Source organism: Candidatus Enterococcus testudinis, from assembly GCF_002140915.1.
GTDB lineage: Bacteria > Bacillota > Bacilli > Lactobacillales > Enterococcaceae > Enterococcus_D > Enterococcus_D testudinis.
Genome location: NZ_NGKU01000001.1, coordinates 2,234,380 through 2,254,361, shown reverse-complemented (window position 1 = coordinate 2,254,361; position 19,982 = coordinate 2,234,380). Strand labels below are relative to the sequence as shown.

The 19,982-nt window shown below is 39.7% G+C and carries 19 protein-coding genes; all 19 read left to right on the top strand.

From position 1 onward, the window contains the following. Positions 1-3 precede the first annotated feature (3 nt). Entirely contained in the window at positions 4-1,176 is a 1,173-nt protein-coding gene (locus A5886_RS10785; protein WP_086275145.1) for a phage major capsid protein, read from the top strand. A 178-nt stretch (positions 1,177-1,354) separates the two neighbouring features. Then, entirely contained in the window at positions 1,355-1,633 is a 279-nt protein-coding gene (locus tag A5886_RS10780) for a hypothetical protein (protein ID WP_086275144.1), read from the top strand. Continuing rightward, positions 1,614-1,994 carry a phage head-tail adapter protein gene (locus tag A5886_RS10775; RefSeq protein ID WP_086275143.1) on the top strand — a complete coding sequence of 127 codons (381 nt, stop codon included), beginning with the start codon at positions 1,614-1,616 and terminating at the stop codon, positions 1,992-1,994. The genes A5886_RS10780 and A5886_RS10775 overlap by 20 nt, the downstream gene beginning before the upstream one ends. Next, positions 1,991-2,389, top strand: a complete 399-nt coding sequence (locus tag A5886_RS10770; protein ID WP_086275142.1) for an HK97 gp10 family phage protein — start codon at positions 1,991-1,993, stop codon at positions 2,387-2,389. Before A5886_RS10775 ends, A5886_RS10770 begins: the two co-directional genes overlap by 4 nt. Continuing rightward, on the top strand, positions 2,386-2,781 hold the full coding sequence (locus tag A5886_RS10765) for a hypothetical protein (RefSeq protein ID WP_086275141.1): 396 nt from the start codon (positions 2,386-2,388) through the stop codon (positions 2,779-2,781). Before A5886_RS10770 ends, A5886_RS10765 begins: the two co-directional genes overlap by 4 nt. Positions 2,782-2,813: 32 nt before the next feature. Then, positions 2,814-3,425, top strand: coding sequence for a phage tail protein (locus A5886_RS10760; protein ID WP_010749279.1), 612 nt, complete (start codon positions 2,814-2,816; stop codon positions 3,423-3,425). Positions 3,426-3,487: 62 nt separating this feature from the next. Further along, a complete protein-coding gene (gpG, locus tag A5886_RS10755; protein ID WP_086275140.1) occupies positions 3,488-3,865 on the top strand; it encodes a phage tail assembly chaperone G in 378 nt (125 codons plus the stop codon). A 204-nt stretch (positions 3,866-4,069) separates the two neighbouring features. Further along, positions 4,070-8,395 (top strand): phage tail tape measure protein, encoded by a 4,326-nt coding sequence (locus A5886_RS10750; protein ID WP_256926204.1) that lies wholly within the window; start codon positions 4,070-4,072, stop codon positions 8,393-8,395. Then, positions 8,392-9,906, top strand: a complete 1,515-nt coding sequence (locus tag A5886_RS10745) for a distal tail protein Dit (protein WP_086275139.1) — start codon at positions 8,392-8,394, stop codon at positions 9,904-9,906. Before A5886_RS10750 ends, A5886_RS10745 begins: the two co-directional genes overlap by 4 nt. Further along, positions 9,903-12,491, top strand: a complete 2,589-nt coding sequence (locus tag A5886_RS10740) for a metallophosphoesterase (protein ID WP_086275138.1) — start codon at positions 9,903-9,905, stop codon at positions 12,489-12,491. The genes A5886_RS10745 and A5886_RS10740 overlap by 4 nt, the downstream gene beginning before the upstream one ends. Positions 12,492-12,503: 12 nt before the next feature. Further along, on the top strand, positions 12,504-13,790 hold the full coding sequence (locus A5886_RS10735; protein WP_086275137.1) for a hypothetical protein: 1,287 nt from the start codon (positions 12,504-12,506) through the stop codon (positions 13,788-13,790). After that, the gene (locus A5886_RS10730; RefSeq protein WP_086275136.1) at positions 13,783-14,004 is read left to right on the top strand and encodes a hypothetical protein; all 222 of its coding nucleotides are present in this window, start codon (positions 13,783-13,785) and stop codon (positions 14,002-14,004) included. Before A5886_RS10735 ends, A5886_RS10730 begins: the two co-directional genes overlap by 8 nt. After that, positions 13,994-14,134, top strand: coding sequence for a hypothetical protein (locus tag A5886_RS15875; RefSeq protein WP_179190026.1), 141 nt, complete (start codon positions 13,994-13,996; stop codon positions 14,132-14,134). Before A5886_RS10730 ends, A5886_RS15875 begins: the two co-directional genes overlap by 11 nt. Then, positions 14,135-16,807, top strand: a complete 2,673-nt coding sequence (locus A5886_RS10725; protein ID WP_086275135.1) for a BppU family phage baseplate upper protein — start codon at positions 14,135-14,137, stop codon at positions 16,805-16,807. It begins immediately after the preceding gene. 126 nt (positions 16,808-16,933) lie between these two features. Further along, positions 16,934-17,764, top strand: a complete 831-nt coding sequence (locus tag A5886_RS10720) for a toll/interleukin-1 receptor domain-containing protein (protein WP_086275134.1) — start codon at positions 16,934-16,936, stop codon at positions 17,762-17,764. 42 nt (positions 17,765-17,806) lie between these two features. Next, complete coding sequence (locus A5886_RS10715; protein WP_086275133.1) at positions 17,807-18,025, top strand: hypothetical protein; 219 nt, start codon at positions 17,807-17,809, stop codon at positions 18,023-18,025. Between the two features lie 82 nt (positions 18,026-18,107). Then, positions 18,108-18,401: a hypothetical protein gene (locus A5886_RS10710; protein ID WP_010749285.1), complete on the top strand. Its 294-nt coding sequence runs from the start codon at positions 18,108-18,110 to the stop codon at positions 18,399-18,401. A gap of 1 nt (position 18,402) precedes the next feature. Beyond that, positions 18,403-18,672, top strand: a complete 270-nt coding sequence (locus A5886_RS10705) for a phage holin family protein (protein WP_086275132.1) — start codon at positions 18,403-18,405, stop codon at positions 18,670-18,672. A gap of 38 nt (positions 18,673-18,710) precedes the next feature. Next, a complete protein-coding gene (locus tag A5886_RS10700; protein WP_086275131.1) occupies positions 18,711-19,688 on the top strand; it encodes an N-acetylmuramoyl-L-alanine amidase in 978 nt (325 codons plus the stop codon). The last annotated feature ends 294 nt before the right edge of the window (positions 19,689-19,982 follow it).

The window sequence follows — 19,982 nt, the reverse complement described above, 5'->3', positions numbered from 1 at the left end:
ATTATGTTAAAAATTACAGACAAAACTGCAGATGCGAAGAAAATCTTTAACGCTATTTCTGCAAAAGAAGATGCAACACCTGAACAAGTAAACGATGCTTTAGAAGCTTATGTGACGGCTATCGCTGAAGATGCTGGCAAGCAAGTCAAGGCTGAATACGACGAATTAAAAAATGTTACTGATAATCGTGTGTTAGAAGCACGCGGCATTCCAACATTAACTGCAGAAGAAACTAAATTCTATAACGAAGCAGTTAAAACTGGCGGGTTTGATTCTGACTTGGTTTGGCCAGAAACAATTTTGGAACGTGTTTTCGAAAACTTGCAAAAAGATCATCCGATTTTAGGCATCATCAACTTCACGCCTACTGTTGGACGTGTGAAAGTCATTCGCGCTCGTCGATCAGGTGTTGCGGTATTTGGGCCACTACACAAAGATTTAGAAGGACAATTGGACGCTAAGTTTGGTGCAGCTGAATTTGTTCAACTTGCATTGACTGCTTTCTTCTTGATTTCAAACGATACTCTCGATTTGGGACCTCGTTGGATTGATCGTTTCATCAACATCTCTTTAACTGAAGCTGTTCGTGATATCTGGGCAGAAAAAGTTATCACTGGCACAGGAAACGATGAACCTGTTGGATTGTTGAAAGACCTAGACGGTGCAGTAACGGGTGGTGAATATCCTGATAAGGCAGCAGCCGGAACTTTGACATTTGCAAAAAATACCATTGTTTCCGAACTAGCTGGCGTAATGAAGAAATTGTCTAAGTACACTTATAAAATTGATAAAAACGATGCTGGAACTACTGAATATCGAAAAGTATCTGGGAATGTCTATTTGATTGTTAATCCAGTCAACTACTACGATATTATTGCTGCAGTGACTTTCGCCAACCTTAACAACGTGTATGGATCAAATATGCCTTTCATCAACGTTGATCATATTATCGAATCTATTGATGTACCAGAAAATAAATTAATCGCATATGTTGGCGGCGAATATGAAGCGACACAATCTCGCCCAGAAAAAGTGTACGTCTACAAAGAAACGTTTGCTATGAAACGCGCAACTCTTTACGCGATTGATATGCTTGGCAATGGTTACCCAACGAACAACGATGCTGCTCAAGTTTATGATTTAAATTTTACACCTGAAACTACACCAGAAGGGTAGTGAATACTTATGGCCAAATATAAAGTTTTGAAGAAGTTTCGGGACACCAAGACGAAAGATATCTACGAGATTAACCAAATAATTGAAATGACTTTGAAAAGAGCTAACGAGGTTGAAAAAAATCTTGATAACTCTTTTCTTGAACGGATAGATGATACAAAGAAATGAGGGATGATGAATGATTAGTCAGAGTTTTATCGATGAATTCAAGGCTAGATTTCGTATATTTCATTCCTCAGAAGATGAAGATATTGGTAAGCAGTTAGAAAGTGGGTTTGCCGATATCAAATCAATAATCGGAGAGTTTGATCCGCTCATCTACGAAAAGGGCAAAGAACTAGTTTATGAGCGCACTCGTTATTTAAGAAACGAGGCGCTCGAATACTTTTACGATAACTTTCAAACTATGATTATGGATGCTTCAATAGACTTGGTAGGTGATCAAGTTGCCGATTAAAACAAAATATGAAAGACCTGAAATTGTAGCCGGTGATTTGAACACGCCAGTTGCTTTTTTTGAATATCAAGACAGTGACGGTCCTGATCCTGGTGAACAGGAAAAGAAGAAGTTGTATAAGTGCACGTGCTTGGTGTATAACCCTTCTTCAAAGGATAGGGATATCCTTAGCGGCAAAGGGACAAAGAAAGCTGTCACAATCAAGATACGGGACCCATATACGGACTACTTGCCTGACAATGCGCATAAAGTAGTCTTAGATGATTTTCGATACAAAGATGATGTATGGGATATTGTAGATTTTGCACCAGATTTGGAGAACAACGACTTTCTCAAGATTATTTTGGGGGTGACTTCATGAGTTTTTCAATTGAGGGTATGGACGAAATTCTAAAGAATATCGAAGCTAAAATCGGCCCAGCAAGAACCACTCGTGTAGTCAACAAAGCACTTAAAAATTACGGTAACGAATTGAAGCAGGATGTCGAAGCGGCAGCGGCAACATATATGGATACAGGGGAAACCCACGATACAGTTATTGTTTCTAGCGTCAAGAAAGGACCGCCCAAACGAATTGAGGTGGGTTGGGGCCAGGGTTCTCGATGGCGATTAGTCCATCTAAGTGAATTCGGCTATACACGATTTGGCAAATATGTCAGCCCTAGAGGGATGGGTAAACTTCAAGGCGTGGTTGATAAAACAGAGGGTTCAGCACTTCAAAAATTGCGATCAGACATGGAGGAGTTAGCACGATGAAAGATATGATGATGGAAGTCTATAGTGTTTTGTCTGCTGATCCTACGATTGCAAAAGAGGTTACTGCAAAGAACATCAAATTCTATGAAGTACCTGAAAGCTTCGATTCGACCAAACCTTTTATTATTATCGACACACCTCTTGGACCGCCGACTAGTGCTTACTATGCAGCCAATAAAGAGATGTCACAGACATTCAGTTATCAGATTAATGTCGAAACTCAATCTAGGATTTTGACGAAAGAAATTGCTAAAGCAGTGAAAGCTGTGATGTGGAAATTCGGATATGCTCAGTTAAATGGTGGACTTGATGAGTATTTCTCAGAAACAAAACGCTTTGTTGATGCAAGGCGGTATCGAAAAAACACACAAATTCATGACACTGATTATTAATCGGTGTCTATTTTATTAGGAGGAATTTATAAATGGAAACTTATGGCTTTGATAAATTATCGGTTCGAAAACTTACTACAGCTTTAGAACCAGATACAACAGCGGAAATTCACATTTTAGAAGGTAAACAAAAAGAAGGTGGACCTACTGCCTTCGACTTAACAGGGCTATCCAAAGAAGCGGTGAAAGTATTTGCCGGTAACGTTGAGTATTACTTGTCCAAAAAAGGTACCGGATCAGTAGCTGCAAACTTTGGTTTACTGGATGTGCCTGTAGAAGTTGAACAAGAAATCTTAGGATTGATCAAAATGGCGGAAGGTATTGACGGTTTTGGTGATGAAACGGATCCTCCTTATATGGCTGCAGTCGCTGAAGCAGAAGATTTATATGGTGAACCAGTTGCTTTTGCTATGGTAGCAGGTTCGTTTAATCGTGATGGTTTTTCATTGGCTACGAAAAACGATGAAGATTTTACACCTGAAGCGGGCGAGTATGTTTACAACGCAATCTCTCGAAAAATTACTATTGGTGAAAATGATAAAACTGTTAAAGTCTTACGTGCATTTGGGACGGCCGCAGTCGCTCAACTAAAAACTGCCGTTCTTGGTGGTGCTGTTACTCCTCCAAGTGGTGGTGGACAGTAATATGACAAAGGTTAGTCTTCGGACTAGCCTTTTTATTTTTTGATTAATAGGAGGAATTATACATGTCAGAAATTGGAAAAGAAATCAGATTGGATCTAATGATCAATGGAACAAGAAAGACCTTCACACAAAGCCACGTACCGTATTCAAAAGCTTTAGATTACACGGATGGTGAAGCAAAACTTTTCAAGAAGGATGAAGAAGGCAATGATGTTGCTCCTCCAGCCAGAGTGCTTACTGAATTCCGTGCTGAGTTTGTAGCCGGCTTGTTTGATGATAAAGATTTAACCGGAACTGTCCTTTTAGATGGTATCGATGCATGGGACAGAGATTTGATCATGGAAATCATTATGTACCGTGTCTTAGGTTACGAAAAAGACGTGGAAGAATCAGATCCAACAGATAAGAAAGACCCAAAAGGAAAAAAGGACGGAAAATAAGTTCGTCCGATCATCATGAGTTACAGGTAGACGTTGTTAGATCGATATTGAGGATTTATCCCAATTGGACGATCAATGATGTTCTAAATACAGATACGCTGTACCTTTATGAAATTATGTTTAAACAAACGCCAAAAGGAAAGAAAAACAAAAAACGCAAAGAAATTAAGCCGTTGGCTGATTTAGTGAAAGGGGGCGGATGATTTGGCTGGTGCAACTCCATTAGGAAATATGGTCATAAAGCTAGGTTTGGATGATGCTGATTTTGGGAAAGGCGTTGCTAATTCTAAAAAGCAAGTACAATACCTAGCAAAAGAAATGCAAGCAAATATGAAAGTAGCTGATTTGGCAGGAAACAAACTTGGTAAATTAGGTACTCGATACGATGGTTTAACACAGATTATTAAAGCACAAGAAAATCAAGTTTCCGCCCTCAAGAAAGCCTATGACGAGTCTTTTGTTGATGGAAAAGCTACTGATTCAACTAAACGTCTTGCGGCTCAACTACAGGATGCTAATGGCAAGCTTGCTAATTACAAGACGCAATTGCAGAATACTGCTGGGGCAATTGCAGAATACAAAGTTAGAAACGAGGGCTTGACTGGTTCAATTAACAAGACCAGTGATGCTCTAATTAAAAACGGTGAGAATCTAAGTAAATTGGGTTCAGCGATGACTAAATCATTGACTCTCCCGATTGCAGCAGGGGCAGCGGCCGTCACTAAAGCTGCTATTAGTTGGGAATCCGCTTTTGCTGGAGTAAAGAAAACATCTGATGAAGTTGTTGATAGCAACGGTAATGTTGTTTATTCCTACGACGATTTAGAAGCAAGTTTGAGAGGTTTAGCAAAAGAATTGCCATCTACTCACTCTGAAATCGCAGCAGTAGCAGAAGCCGCTGGACAATTAGGTATTCAAACGGACAATGTCGCAGCCTTTACTAAGGTTATGATCGACCTAGGTGAATCAACGAATATGGGTGCTGAGACGGCAGCTACCGAATTGGCCCGTTTTGCCAACATTACCCAAATGTCTCAGGACAAGTTTAGCAACCTTGGTTCGGCGATTGTTGATCTGGGTAATAACTTCGCAACTACCGAATCTGAAATATCGGCAATGGCATTGCGCTTAGCTGGTGCTGGTTCACAAATTGGAATGTCCGAAGGCGATATTGTTGGTTTTGCGGCTGCACTATCATCTGTAGGTATTGAAGCTGAAGCAGGTGGATCAGCCTTTTCTAAGGTCATGGTCAACATGCAACTTGCGGCTGAAAAAGGTATGGGTTCCTTCGATGAGTTAATCGAATTAGGAAAACAAAGTGGCGTTTCATTCGAATCAATGGTAAAAGCTGTTCAAGATGGCGGGAAAAACCTGAAATCAACAGCTGGTGAAATGGGATTAACTGGCAAACAGTTAAAAGCTATGTATAAAGAAGCAGATGAAGCGGCAATTTCTTTACAACAATTTGCAGATGTTGCAGGTATGACCAATTCAGAATTTGGTAACTTGTTTAAAGAAAATCCTGCAGAGGCAATCATGGCTTTTGTCGATGGACTGGCTCATGCTGAAGAAAAAGGCAAATCAGCTATTGCAGTGCTCGATGACATGGATATTAAAGAAGTGCGTTTGCGAGACAGCTTGTTACGTGCCGCTAATGCTAGTGGTGTTTTTGCAGGTGCAGTTGAGATGGGAAATACTGCTTTTGGTGAAAATACAGCTTTAGCAGAAGAAGCCGGCAAACGTTACGAAACAACCGAATCAAAATTGAAGATGTTAAAAAACGAAGTCGTGGATGCGGCTATTGATTTAGGCGGTCCTTTCGTAGATGCACTTAGAGAAGGACTGGAAACAAGCAAACCCTTTGTAGAGCAGTTAGGAAAGTTAGCTCAAGCGTTTAGTGATGCGGATCCGAAAACACAAAAAATGGTCATAAGGTTATTAGCAGCAACAGCTGCTGCCGGACCTTTATTATCAATTACAGGTAAGTTGAGTAGCGGTGTTGGAAAACTTGGTAAGTCATTCATTGACTTGAGTGCAAACATGGCTAAGAAAAAGGCCATTGATGAGGTGAAAAAGTCTTTTGCTGATGGAGACATTTCCGCAGCAACCTTTCTTAAAACTTTATCTGGAGGATCGGGAACGGTCACGAAATTCGGTGCTGCTGCAAGTGGCGCTGCTGGATCAAGTGGTATAGGGGCTATGGCAGCAGCGTTGGGGCCATTAGGTCCGCTTATTCTTGGTATCGTTGGTGTTGGTGGTGCTCTTGCAGTCGGGTATGGTGCATGGAAATTATTCGGTGAAGAAGCTTGGAATTCTAGTCAACGAGTTCAACGTTGGGGGGCTGATGTAGGAGAAGCGGTCGATGGCACCTTAACGAAGGTTCAGAATAGTACACAAAAAGCATCAGGGCAGTTTGGATTAATGGCTGATGGATTTACGACTAATTCTGATTCGATGATTTCAAATTTTGAAAAAATTGGACAAACAATTGAAGATAGTCTTGTCAAGAAAGTTGAAGGATTGGACAAACTGATCAAAGAACTACCGAATTCAGTAAATTCATCTGTAAGCGAAATGGTTGAAGATGAGAAGGCTAAAGCTGAATCGGCTTTGCAGACAGTCCAAGACAACACTAGCCGAATTACAGAAATCAAGAAAGCTGCTTCTAATAGCAATCGAGAAATTAGTGTATCTGAAGCAAAAATAATTCAAGACCTAGCGAAAAACACAACTCAAGCTTATGTAGAAACTCTGGATGTATCTGCAAGCGAAAAGAAAAAAATATTATCTGCTATGAACGCTGATGTTGCAAACGCCACGCAAGAAGAAGCGAAACTGTGGCTTCAATCATTAGGAGAGCAAAGAAGGGCTGCACAAGAAAATGCAACCCTGAGCCGGCAAGAAAAAGAGAAATACCTTGAGGATTTAGGTTATAACCTTGATGGTGAGTTTGCTAAGAAATTCCTATCTGCTTGGGATGAAATCAATGCCACTACTGTGCAAGGTTTCGATTCTCAAATGGAAACCATTTTAAAGAAATACCCCGAGTTACAAAATGAAGTCTCCTTGGCTAACGGTCAATTGATATCAAGTATGGGTGATTATGCAGATAGTGCAATTGCTGAAAATGAAAAGATTCTAAAAAGTGCATCTGATTTATCAAGAGAATTAGCGTCGAATGCTGAAAAAAACGCAGAAAAACTATCTTGGACTGCATCTGAATCAAGCAAGGCCGGTAAATTAGCAGCACAAACATGGAATGATTTAGTGTTCGACGAAAAAACAGGGGAAGTCAAATCTAATGTTGCAGAAGTTGTCACCGAAGCAACAAAGGATTCAACAACTTGGAACAATTTGAAGCTAGTCGTTCATGATGCTGATTTGGATAGCAACGCTAAAGATGTGGTAGGCGAAGCAGCAATTGCCAACGGTTGGTGGGACGGCATGGCTTGGTCAGATAAAAAAGCAATTCTCGATGACGAATTTAGTCAAACCATGTATAAAGCTCTAGAAGATTCTGGTAAATGGAAAGAAATGTCATTCGATGAAAAGAAAGCATTCCTTTATTCAAACACTCCAGAAGTTATGGCTGAAACCATGTTGCAATTAGGTTTGTGGGAAGAGTTTCAACCGCAAATCAAAGATTTGAAAGCAGATAATTATGAATTGTTAAATGCTTTGAGTTTCTCGAAAACTTCCTTGAATGAATACAATGCGCTAGATCCTGAAATCAAGAAATTGATTGCAGAAGACCCAGCTACGCTTACAGTTGAGCAATCAAAGAAGATGTTGCAAACGTATAACGATCTTTCGCCAGAACTGAAAAGACTTCTCGGAGAAAACACAAATGTTAATTCTATTTTGACGAATTCTCAAAAAAAGATAAATGATTACAATGCGACTAAAGTTGGTGCTAAACATCTACATGCAACTGCGGACTATAGCGAAGTCGAAAGAGCCAAACAGGCAATCGCTCAAGTTTATAGCAAAAACGTTGTAATCGATGTTGAATACAGAGGTCGTAGAACAGGGCAGACAGCAATTCCAAACGCCTCTGGTACAAATTACCACCCGGGTGGAGATATGATCGTCAACGACCAATCTGGGCCTTTGTACAAAGAGATAGTGCAATTCCCTGGGCAAGCGCCGTTTATCCCGCACGGTAGAAACGTCTATATACCTAATGCACCTGTTGGGGCTAAAGTTTATAAAGCAAGCCGCACCAAATCGATCATGCGGCGCTTGGGCATTCCGAAGTATGCTGACGGCGTGGGGATTCCGGAAGATTCTTCTCTAGTTAGAAATCTAAGGAGCCTGACGCCTGCAATCGAATCAAGCTCAATTAAATTCCGTACACAGGATTACTCGAAGCAATTTGAGATGCTGATAGATATCATGTCAAACTTCGGTGATGACTTGAGAAATATGCAACTAATTCTCGATGGACGAAACGTAATGAAATCTATTGAAACTAGACAAACAAATCAACAAAAACTAAATGATATCAAAGCAGGAAGGAGAACGATATGATTAGCGATTTAGAGATTAAATTAAATGATGTCAGCTTGTCAGATTACTTTGATTTAACCGATGAGCCAGATCGTGGTCTCTTTCCTGAAGTGCAGCATGATTTGGTTCAAATGGCACGTGCAAATGGATCTCGTGCAACTAACAAGCGGCTTTCCCACAGGATTATTACATTGCCGCTATATGCGCTGAGTGGTAATTTCAGGAAAGCTAAAGACGACCTAGCAAACGTTCTGTTTTCAGAAGAACGACAACGACTTTGGTTTTCAGACGAGCCGGATCGTTATTGGTTAGTTGAACTTACTGGCGAATCAAGTTGGAAACGATCGCTCGAAAGCAGAGGGGAAGCTTTTGGGGAGTTAAAGTTTTTATGTGAAGATGGAATTGCCCACGCACTAGAAACAAAAGAATACAAATTTCTCACAACAACAGAAGGAACGATCGCATCCGTTCAAAATAACGGGACATATCAGACACCGATAGACATTGACGTCACTTTTACGAGTGATGCTAATTCTATCGGTTTTGTTTCGCCAGATAGGATAGTTCAACTTGGAATGTCAATTTCAGAAGACGCTGACCCTGTAAGCCCGACTGAAAAAGTTATGAATGATGCTATGGGATCTGCTTCAAGGAATCTCTGGTCACAAAATACAGGCCGTCCAAGATGGCGCTTTGACGATGGCGATCACACCTCGAAAGTTGAAGGTTCATTGACTTGGGGGCCAGAAGAGGTTTATCCAGCTTCTTATGGAACGTGGAATAAAGAAACCACCGCGGGCTATTGGCACGGGCCGACAGTTACAAGGCTGTTCACTGAACCTCTTTCTGATTTCGAAGTGTTCCATCGTTTGGAATTTAAACCCACAGGGAACGCTAAACAAAAACCGACGTGCCAAGGGTTGATCGAAATCAATTATTCTGATGCGGATAATAACTTTATTGTAGGTTTTGAAATGAAAGACAATACGAATGTCGCCGATGCAGTGACGTTTTCGTTTTTTGTTGGTGATTATCGGATTTACGAAGCCAACTTACCGAAAAGTGTAATTAACTACAACGGCGGATTTTTTGGATCGATCATGATGAAAAAAATCGGTAATGAGTTTACTTTCAAGCTGGCCAGAATTAATGGATCCACATGGAAAGAAACGTGGAGTGAAACAAAATCGTGGTTCAACGAAAATGTAGCTATGTTATCTGCAAGTGTGATTAATTGCTACATGGCGCAATGGAGAGATTTCAGACCAATGAACGCAAGGCTTACACATACTAGGATCACTAAGTACAACACAGAATCAGAAACGATCATTCCAAAAGCTTTCTATGAAGGAGATATTTTGAAAGTGGATGGAGAAACGAACCGCGTTTATATAAACGGTATCCGAGATGACAGTTATCGTGTGGTTGGCAGCAGTCAGTTTCTTCTGGCTGAAAAAGGAGACAACGAAATTATCGCTATTTCTGATGGTACTTTTGATGGCGGATTAACGATAAGGGAGAGATACCTATGATTTACCATTTTTTAGATAGACAATTTAACCCTTTGACGTTTGTTGATACCGAGGCCTCTGATGGCATTGCTATTCAAGATGATATTCATACAGTGGGGCTTACAAATGGCACGCTACTAAACACGCTAACCATGGATGTACTTAAACAAACTGGTCCAAGAATAAATGATTATGATCCAAACGCACCTTATGAATCGTCTTTGATAAAAGAAGGAGTCAATGTGGTTTTCCAGAATGACCATCAAGAAGATGTCTGTCTCTTTGTCAGAGCCATAGAAACCGAAGACGAGAACGTAAGACCTATTTCTTGTATAGATATCGGTACTGAATTAAGGAATGGATCAGCTAGCTTATTTACAAGCACAAACCCACAGTACATTGAGTACTACGTGAACCGTGAACTTTACGACACAGGGTGGTCTATTGGGTTGAATGAGCTAGGAACGGACATCAAGCGGTTAGTTGACACCAGTGTAGACGAAACGCCGCTAGCGCGCCTACAGAGCATCTGCAAAGCATTTGGTTGCGAGATGACGTTCACTGTAGATTTTCAAAATATGAAAGTTCTGCGTAAATTAGTTAATATCCGTTACAAAATCGGGTCTGACAAAACAGATAAGGTTCTATACTCTGGTGTCGATGTGATATCAATGCAAAAATCAGTTGATATTGATAACGTGATTACAGCTATCAAAGATACTAATCAAGGCTTTAATGATTTGAGTACAGGCGATGGACGTTTCCTCACTAGAAAAGGAGAATCTATCGTCTACGACCGGGAAGCAAATGCTTTGTACGGCCGAGGAAATACTTTTATCGAACGATTCAGCGGCTGGATCACAGGGAATTTTGCTAGTGATAGCACTGCTCAAATCGAAAATTATAATCAGGCCGTGGCGATTTTGAAAGAAAGAAGCCAACCGACATTTTCAGCAGAAGTCGATTTGCTTTTTAATGATGGCGATTTTGAGATTGGCGATTGGTTGACTTTTTTGGACGAGGATTATAATCCAGCGCTACGTTTAAAAGCAAGGGTGTTATCAAAAGAAATCCACCGAAGCAACCCGTCTGAAAATAAAGCGGTTATTGGCAACTATCAGTTACTGCAAAGCTTGATCAGCAGCGACCTGTTGGCGCAACAACAGCAGATGAATAAGCCGGATAGCATGTACCTGGTCAAGCTAAGTTCTGACAACGGAGTCAGCTTTGTAGACGGTGAAGAAAAAACGACAACGATCAACGCAACTATCTTTAAAGATGGTGTCGATATTACATCTAGCGTTTCAGCAGAAGATATCTTATGGTTCAAAGTGGATAAAAACGGCAATCACGATATCGCATGGGAGAATTTGTATAAGAATGCTGGATCAACGGTACGAGTATCCGCTACAGACTTTACAGAAGTTTCAAGCATAAGATGTGCTTTGACAATATTTGATAATAGATTCGTACAAGCGATTTACTTTTTAAATGGTCTGAAAAATGCAGCAAGGAAAGTACTGCGATTGCAGTCAAAGGACACGATCACCAGTATTCACATTTCTGATACTCACTTTGCTACAGATACAATCATTCGTGACGATTTAGAAAACTATGGGCGAAGCAATAATCACATCAAAAATGTAGCTGAATTTACAAATTTCGTGGATGTTGATTACGTTGTTTTGAATGGTGATACGCATGATGGAACTACTGCAAACAAATCAATTGCATTATCTAATTACAAACAAGCAATCAGTACATTAGGGATGTCAGGCACATCTTATTTTGTGGCTTGGGGTAATCATTGCAACAACAACTGGGGAGATAATCGTACAAACTCAATCAACAAGACAGTGAAAAATTACGGAGCCGCAACTCCACAAACGGCCTTGCACGGTATGTTGAAGCAAGTAATTAACAATAATGAGATGTATGATGTCGCAACACGTCCAAGTACTATTTTTGGTATCGTAGAAAATCCAGCTGACAAGTTGGGGTATTACTACTATGATGTACCTGGTAAGAATAATCGTGTCATTATCCTAAACCCGCAAGATGTACCTTTGTTATTGGATGATGATGGCTACGCTAAATATATCGGCATCAGTGTTTCTGGATATCGGCAAGCACAGATAAAATGGTTTTATGATGTGTTAAAAAATACACCAGCAGATATGACGGTCTCTATCTTCCAACACTTCCCATTCGGTAAGCGATACGGAAACTTGAGCTATTACCCCTACAATTACGAAATGATTGATGGGATTATCGATAGTTTTGTCACTGGTGGAACCTACAACCGTTCTTATAATTCGAATCCAGATTTTACAGCAAGTATCTCAACTGACTTTTTGGGTCGGAAAGGGAAGCTTGCTTTTTTGGCGCATGGACACATGCATGTGGATCGGATTACAAAAGATGCAAACGGAACCGTAAATTATTCAATTGGTTGCTCAGTTAGTCGACCAAAAAAGGAACAAGACGACCGTCCGCTTGGTGTTTTGGAAGAAGACCTGTGGGATGTGATCGTATTGAACACAAAAACGAGGCATGTTGATCTGATCCGCTTTGGTAAAGGCGCCGATCGGTCATTTGATTATTAGGAGGTGGTATTTTTGGCGATAGTACAAGATGAAGTTAGCTTAGTTCAAGTTTCTAATGGCAAACCTACAGGTGTGGTCAGTCAGCCAACGGTTCCTACTGATCCTTACGACGGCATGCTTTGGCAAAACACGGGCGCTGCAAACTATGTCATTGGTGCTACATATAGTTGGAATGGGACCATGTGGAATTTGTATCTTTTCATGGCAGAAAATATCCTAGTCAATACTTTGAATGCTATCACAACAAATACGGGCGCTTTGAATGTTACTGGAGATTTAACAATGGCTACAGATAATACTGTGATCAAAGGATCGTATGATTACGGTGATGCTTTAGGTGGCGCTTTTAATTCACGCTGGTTCGAAGGTAGTTTTTCACTTGGTAGGCGATTTAATAGTTACTTAGGGGATGTCTTTAATCTAAATAGTAGCGGCGGTAAAGGATCTTTTATGCACTACGCTGAATCATATTACGGTTTAGATTATTTTAAACTGCGCCAATACACCAGCAGAACTGACAAAACATTGCTATTTAGGACAGACATAGACGCATCGGGAATTTCGATGGGGACAACATTCGGTTCTGAAAATGTTGCGATAAGTCCTGATCTAGGTGGGTATATCAAAACAGGAACCCTAAATACTAAATCCGCAAATGTGTCAGAAACAGTAACCACTAATGACCTTACGATGAATGGCATCGGTCGGTTTTACGGACAACTGATGGCGGGCAATATTGATGCAGATACCAACCGTACTCAACTATCTATAAATTACAATCGTGATTTAGGCAGGATGTTATTTTCTAAAGACGATACAGGCAGATACGCACTATCAGATACAATTTACGAGCGAACGTATTCCTCTCAACCAGCAGTTTGCATTACTCCTGCTGGGACTTTAGGTAGATTGACATCTGCATCAAAATACAAACTCAACATATCCGAGATTAGTAGTTTATATGAAAAAGGGATTAGCCTTCTGACAATCGATCCTAAAAGATGGAACGATAAAACTGAAACTGAGAGTTTAGTAAATGCATTAACGACGGGTGAGAGTGAAACTGTTGATAATGTTAAATTGACTCAATACAACGGCTTGATTGCAGAAGACCTGTCGGCCGCTGGTTTAGATGATTTTCTTTTTCGAAATGAATCAGGGGAAGTCGAAGGTATTGAATATGACAAGCTTTGGACTTTGTTGATACCCGTGATAAGAAGCCAACAAAAATATATTGCAGAACAAAATGCAGTTAACCAGCAACTGTTTTCTAGATTGGGGGAATTAAGGAATGAATGAAATAATTATCAGTCCGATTGTTAAACAAGCAGATGGTACCTTCAAGTTGAGTTATCAAGCGACTTGGAAATCGGGATCACATACATCTGGTTTCGTTTTCGTGTCAACCAGCGAGTTTGAAACAATGAACTACGAAAAGATGCAAGATTACATTGCTCAAAGCGTTATAAAAGAAATGTCAGATTTGTTGGAGGGAATTAGTAATGGAAGTTGATGTTCAAATGGTTATTCAAAAATTATTAGAAAAAATTGCCCAAATAGAACTTGAAAATGCTCAACTTAGAGTAGCGTTTGAAACTGCCGTCAAATCAAATGAAACTTCTGCTATAGAGGGGGATAACTAAATGGAATTTATCAAGCAGCAAACAACCGAAATAATAGAAATAAATTCTAAATTTCCAGAAAAAAAACTCAACGCTGAATGGATGTCGTACGACAAAAACGTGCACAAAGTAGTGGTGCCGGTCAGAACACAATCCGGTATTGCTTTCCAAATAGATGAAATCGAAGAAGTGTTGGTCTATTTGAAATATTCAAAGGGATCGTTTGGGCCTTTTGATGGGAAAGTAGAAGACGAAGAACAAATGACAGTATCTTTTGAAATACCGGATGAAGTTAGGGGTCAGACCGGCACAGTAAATATCTCTATGATGCTGAATCTTTCGGATGGACGCCAGGTTGATTTAGTTAAGTTTACGGCTACCGCGCGTCTATCGGCGGTTGATGCTGAAGCTCCAGCAATGCAAGAGTATTATCTGCCGATGTATGAAGACTTAGTTGCGGATATTGAAGTGCAAAAAGAGAAATTTGATGCTGCTAGCATCTACAACAAAGCGGAAGTTGATAGCAAGGTTAACCCTTTGGTAAGCGGGAAAGCAGATAAAACTTATGTTGACAGTATGCTATCATCGATTGCTCAAGGCGGTCCAAGAGAACTTTTTTACTCTTTGGCAGCATTGAAAGCTAAATACCCAAACGGAGCCGATGGAACTTACTTAGTTTTTGATAGCGCAACTACTGATGGTGCGCATTCTTATATATGGGATTCAAGTACAAGGGCATGGAAAGATTTAGGTGTTTATCAAGCAGTGATGCTAGATAATTTCGTTGCTAATAATTTAATAAAAAACGGAAATTTTATGTCTGGATTGACAGGTGGTTGGGTCGCGTCTGCTGCGACGCACGCTGTGTCAAATGGGACTTTGACAAACACCGCGGACGGTTCACAAATTTACGGTATTGAGCAGCAAGCGATTAGCGGGCTTGCAATAGGAAACAAGTATTATGTTAGACTATTCATGACACCGAAAACCGCAAAAACACAATCGCTTAGAATGCGCATGGTTTACGCCAACGAGCCATATATTGTAGTTAGCAATCCAGTAAAAGATAGAGATTATAATATATCTGGTATTTTTTCCGCTACCGAAAATCTATCAAATGTACAATTTTCACATTATTATAATAATTCCACTGACGCAAACGGCTCTTCTGTCACAATTACAAATGTTGTAGCAATTGATTTGACTGCGGTTTTTGGACACGGCAATGAACCAAGTGTTAGCGAAATGGATAAGGTAATGAGTTATTTTCCTCAATTCTTTTTTGACGGAACTACGGGAACGCTAATCGACAACCCAGCGTTGTATGATTTAATTTATCAGCTACGGAATAATAGTTTAGCAACAAGGTCAATACAAGGGACTGGTCAACAAATTACAGTAGAAAACCCTGATGGCAAGAACGGAAATCCTAAAATTTCCATACCCAAAAACCCAATGTTAATGCAACCGAATGTAACAGCGACTTCGTACGGTCCAGAGATGGCTCCAACCATCGGTAGTTGGATTGGAAAAAACGGGTCTAGTTTTAGCAATGGCGCATGGACAATACCAGAGTTAGGTATGTTAGAGTCAACGTTTAGCGTCGAAAAAGATAGTGAATACGAGATAAGCTTGACATGGACATCGACAGATGATTATACAGCGCTCAATATCCCGAAATTAGTTGTGTCACTTGGTGCGGTTGTTTCCGAAAAACAATTTACGGGTTATTCCGACGCACTTTATAAGTTAACGCTAACCGCTAACGAAACAGGTAATGTTGTATTGAGGCTCGGAAATGGAATAGAAAAATGGACAGCAACTATCACAGAAATATCTATAAAAAAAGTTACTGGGAAAGTAACACCAGCTGGAAAACTCGGGATAGGGTCATTTGATATAACTACATCTGGAGATAACTTTGCTATCGGGAACGGACTACAGAAACGCACAAGCGGTCTTGCAAATGTCGGGTACGGTTTAGGTGCGCTTCGTGATGTAACTGTTGGCAGATATAATAATGCGTTTGGTACGTATGCCTTAGAAAAATTAGATACTGGTTTAAATAATGTTGCTGTCGGACACGCTGCCTTACGTAACCTAAAATCCGGATATTATAATATCGGAATTGGTTATTCCGCTATGCTCTCAAATGTAACTGGGAGCTGGAATATTGCAATTGGTAACGAATGTATGCGCAATTTAACTGATGGGATTAGAAATACTGTTGTTGGTTCGCGAGCATTTAATGATATAACTACCGGTAGTCGCAATGTTGGTATGGGGCGAGAAGCTGGATTTTATCCAGCAGCAGTTAATCGACCAACAACAACGGGATCGGATAATGTGTTTGTTGGGTTTAGATCTGGACAATCAACACTCGATCAAGCTGACAGGAGTGTAGCTATTGGATCATATGCCACCGCTACTACTGATTCCGTTGCAATTGGGGCGAATTCACGAGCAGCTAGTAAAAATTCTGTTGCGATTGGTGCCGGTAGTGTAGCTTCCGAAGGACAAATTGTTCTTGGCACTAATAGTAATTCGGTTTACGTTCCGGGTAAACTCATTTTAGCAAGATATACTCCTACGGACGATGATGGAGAGATAGGCTCTATTGTGATAGACGACAATAACGTTTACGTAAAAACAGCAAACGGATGGAAAAAAGCAATTTTACAAGCGCTAGATTAGGATTGTTTTTATCGGAAAAAGATACAAAAATTTGTAGAGTCTATCAGATGATAGGCTCTTTTATTTAGTTGGTGAGGTTTGGCGTGATGGAGACGTGTTGAAAATAGCCTAGAGAGGTGAACATTTATGACGACAATTGAAGATTTCTTTTCATTCCCCTATAATAAAGAGAAAAATGCAGAGGGGAAATATATGAAACCCAAATTATTCATTAGTCATATTACAGAAGAAAAAGATTTAGCAAAAATTTTGAAAGATGATATTGAAAGAAGATTTATGGGAGCAATTGAAGTCTTCGTATCTTCTGATGGAAAAAGCATTGCAGCAGGATCGGAATGGTTTGATACAATTAAGCAAGGTTTAAACAATAGTGACTTAATGTTAGTTTTGTGTAGTACTAATTCAGTCACAAGGCCTTGGATTCCTTTTGAATTGGGCGCTGCTTGGATGAAAGGCATCAATCCAATACCAATTTGTCATACTGATATGTTGCCAGGGCAATTACCAAGTCCCATCAATATGTTACAAGGGATCAACTTGAGCGATAATGAAAGATTCAAGGATTTAGTTGATATTCTGCACGAAAGAACTGGCTTAAAAATTCCAGAAGAGTCTTTGTATGACTTCAAAGCTCTAAATGAAGCCGTTTGTAGATTTGAAAGAGAATACGGAGTTAATGCAAAAGCAAACAAGGCGCTTGCAAATATTCTGAAGAGTTTGCCTTATTTAAAAGAATTATTTCAAGAAGGTAATATGTATAAAACCCTAATATGTCGGCTACCAGAATATGATTTCAAACAGTTAAAAGCTGAGTTTGATGTATTGGTTTTATTGGATATGTTAAGTTATCAAGAGATTCAAAATAACAATATATTCATCGGCACAACTGGATTAACGGCAGGTTCGGAAGTGCAGGTTAGTTTTATTTTAAAAGAGAATATAAAAAGAATTCTTTAGAGTCTATCAGATGATAGGCTCTTTTATTTAGGAGGAAAACAAATGAAATATAATTTAAATGACAATGAAATGAACTACATCTTAGATTTACTAGCAGATCGACCATATAAGGAATCAGCGCCTCTTATTGTAAATATTCAAAATCAATATGAAGATCAAATCCGAATTAACCAAGAAAGTCAAATGAAAAAAGAATCTGAACAATTAGAAGTTATAGAAAAGGCTAAAAAGTATGATGAATTAGATAAAAATAAAAAGTAATTTTTAGCAGACAATCATCATCGGTTGTCTGCTTTTTTGGCTAGTTGTGTTGCGGTTTATATTTTAGGAAAGTAGGTGGCATATGTTAAACGTAGGGGAGTTAGCAACTTGGGCGGGTTGGATCATGACGATTGTCGGGATGCTGGCATTTGTAATCAAACCAGTCATGTCCAATTTTACAAAGATTGCAGATAATCTGACCAAACTCGCTCATAATCTTGATTTATTGACCAGAGATTTAGAAGCAAGTAAATCTGATCGTGTTGCAATTCATGATGAATTAAAGAGACATGACGAGCGCTTGGATAAGCATAACGATCGTTTGATTGAACACGGTGAACAATTAAAATCTTTATGGAAAGAAAGAGGGAAGTAAAATGGATTTATCAGTAATTACAGAAAACTTTGTACCAGTAATTTTAGTCGCATGTTTAGTTGTGGGGTATATCATCAAGAACACTCCTGTCTTAACAAGCAAGGTAAATGATTATATCCCGTTGGTTGTCGGCTTGTTAGGTGCAGCATTAGGGCTTGTGATGAACGGATTGACAGTGGAGTCAATTGTTTACGGTGCGGTTAGCGGATTAGCATCCACAGGCTTACACCAAACATTCACACGAATCATTAATTCTGGAGCGGCTGAATAAGCTGCTCTTTTTCTATATACAAAATTGGAGGGATAAACATGAGTTTTATCAAATATGAGTACATCAATATCAACAAGTTTTCTCGACCAGGAATCAAGAACTATGGCATTAAGGGCTTGATCATGCATTATACAGCAAACAACGGCGGTACCGCACGCAACCACAAGACCTACTTCAATAACCTAAACGGCATCTACGCATCTGCTCATTTGTTCGTGGACGATAACGAAGCTATTTGTATCATTCCGTTAAATGAGGTTGCTTACCATGCAAACGACACGGTAAAGTACAACTCTGACGGCACGATTTACAAACCACTATATTCTAAGATTGGGAATGCTAACTACGGCGCTATTGGCTTGGAAATGTGTCTGGACAAGAACGGGAATATCACCGAAAAGACTTTTCAAAATTCCGTGAAAGCTGTCAAAGAATTGGTTGCCAAGTATCCAGCAATCACAAGAAATACAATCTGGCGGCATTATGATGTAACTGGAAAGAATTGTCCAGCACCTTGGGTAAGCAAGCCTAGCGAGTTGGCGCGATTCAAAGAAGCGGTGTTTGGGAAAAATAGCAGCAGCAACAACAATGCATCCACAAGTAAGCCAGCTGCTTCAACAAGTTTTAAAGTGGGCGACAAAGTTAAAATCACTGATGCGCTATACAAGGATAGTACAGGTGCTGGTCGGTCGACTGCTAGTCGTGGTAAAACTGGCACAATCAAGCGAGTTGTGAGTGGCAACAAACCGTATTTGATTGATAGCCTTGGTTGGGCCCACAAGAACGACATTCAACTAGCTACTAGCTCAACTACAACCGCTACTAAAAAAGTAGGCGATACAGTGACAGTACAAAGTCACGCAACCCAATATCAGACCGGGCAAAATATCCCGTCGTGGGTTAAAGGTAAGAAGTATAAAATCAAACAGATTAAATCAGTTAACCAATCTAAATCTAAAAAAGCATACTTGCTGGAGGGAATCAATTCATGGTTCTTGGAGCAAGATGTCAAGTAACACAAACACCCCTTACTCGGTTGAGTACGGGGCTTTTTTTGTGAAAAAAATATTTTTTACTAGATTTTCCGGCATTTCACTTGCACAAAGTAAGCAACTAATATAATATTTGATATGCAACATGTACAAAAAAAGAAGAATGCTAGGATAAGATGAAATTTTGGGGAAGCCATCTTATCACGTCTAGCACTCTTCTTTTTTTATTTTAGCATTATTCTTTTCTAATAGATATTATTATTTGAATTTTTTTATTAACAAGAATACTATTCTAATTAACCTGAGAATTATCTTTTT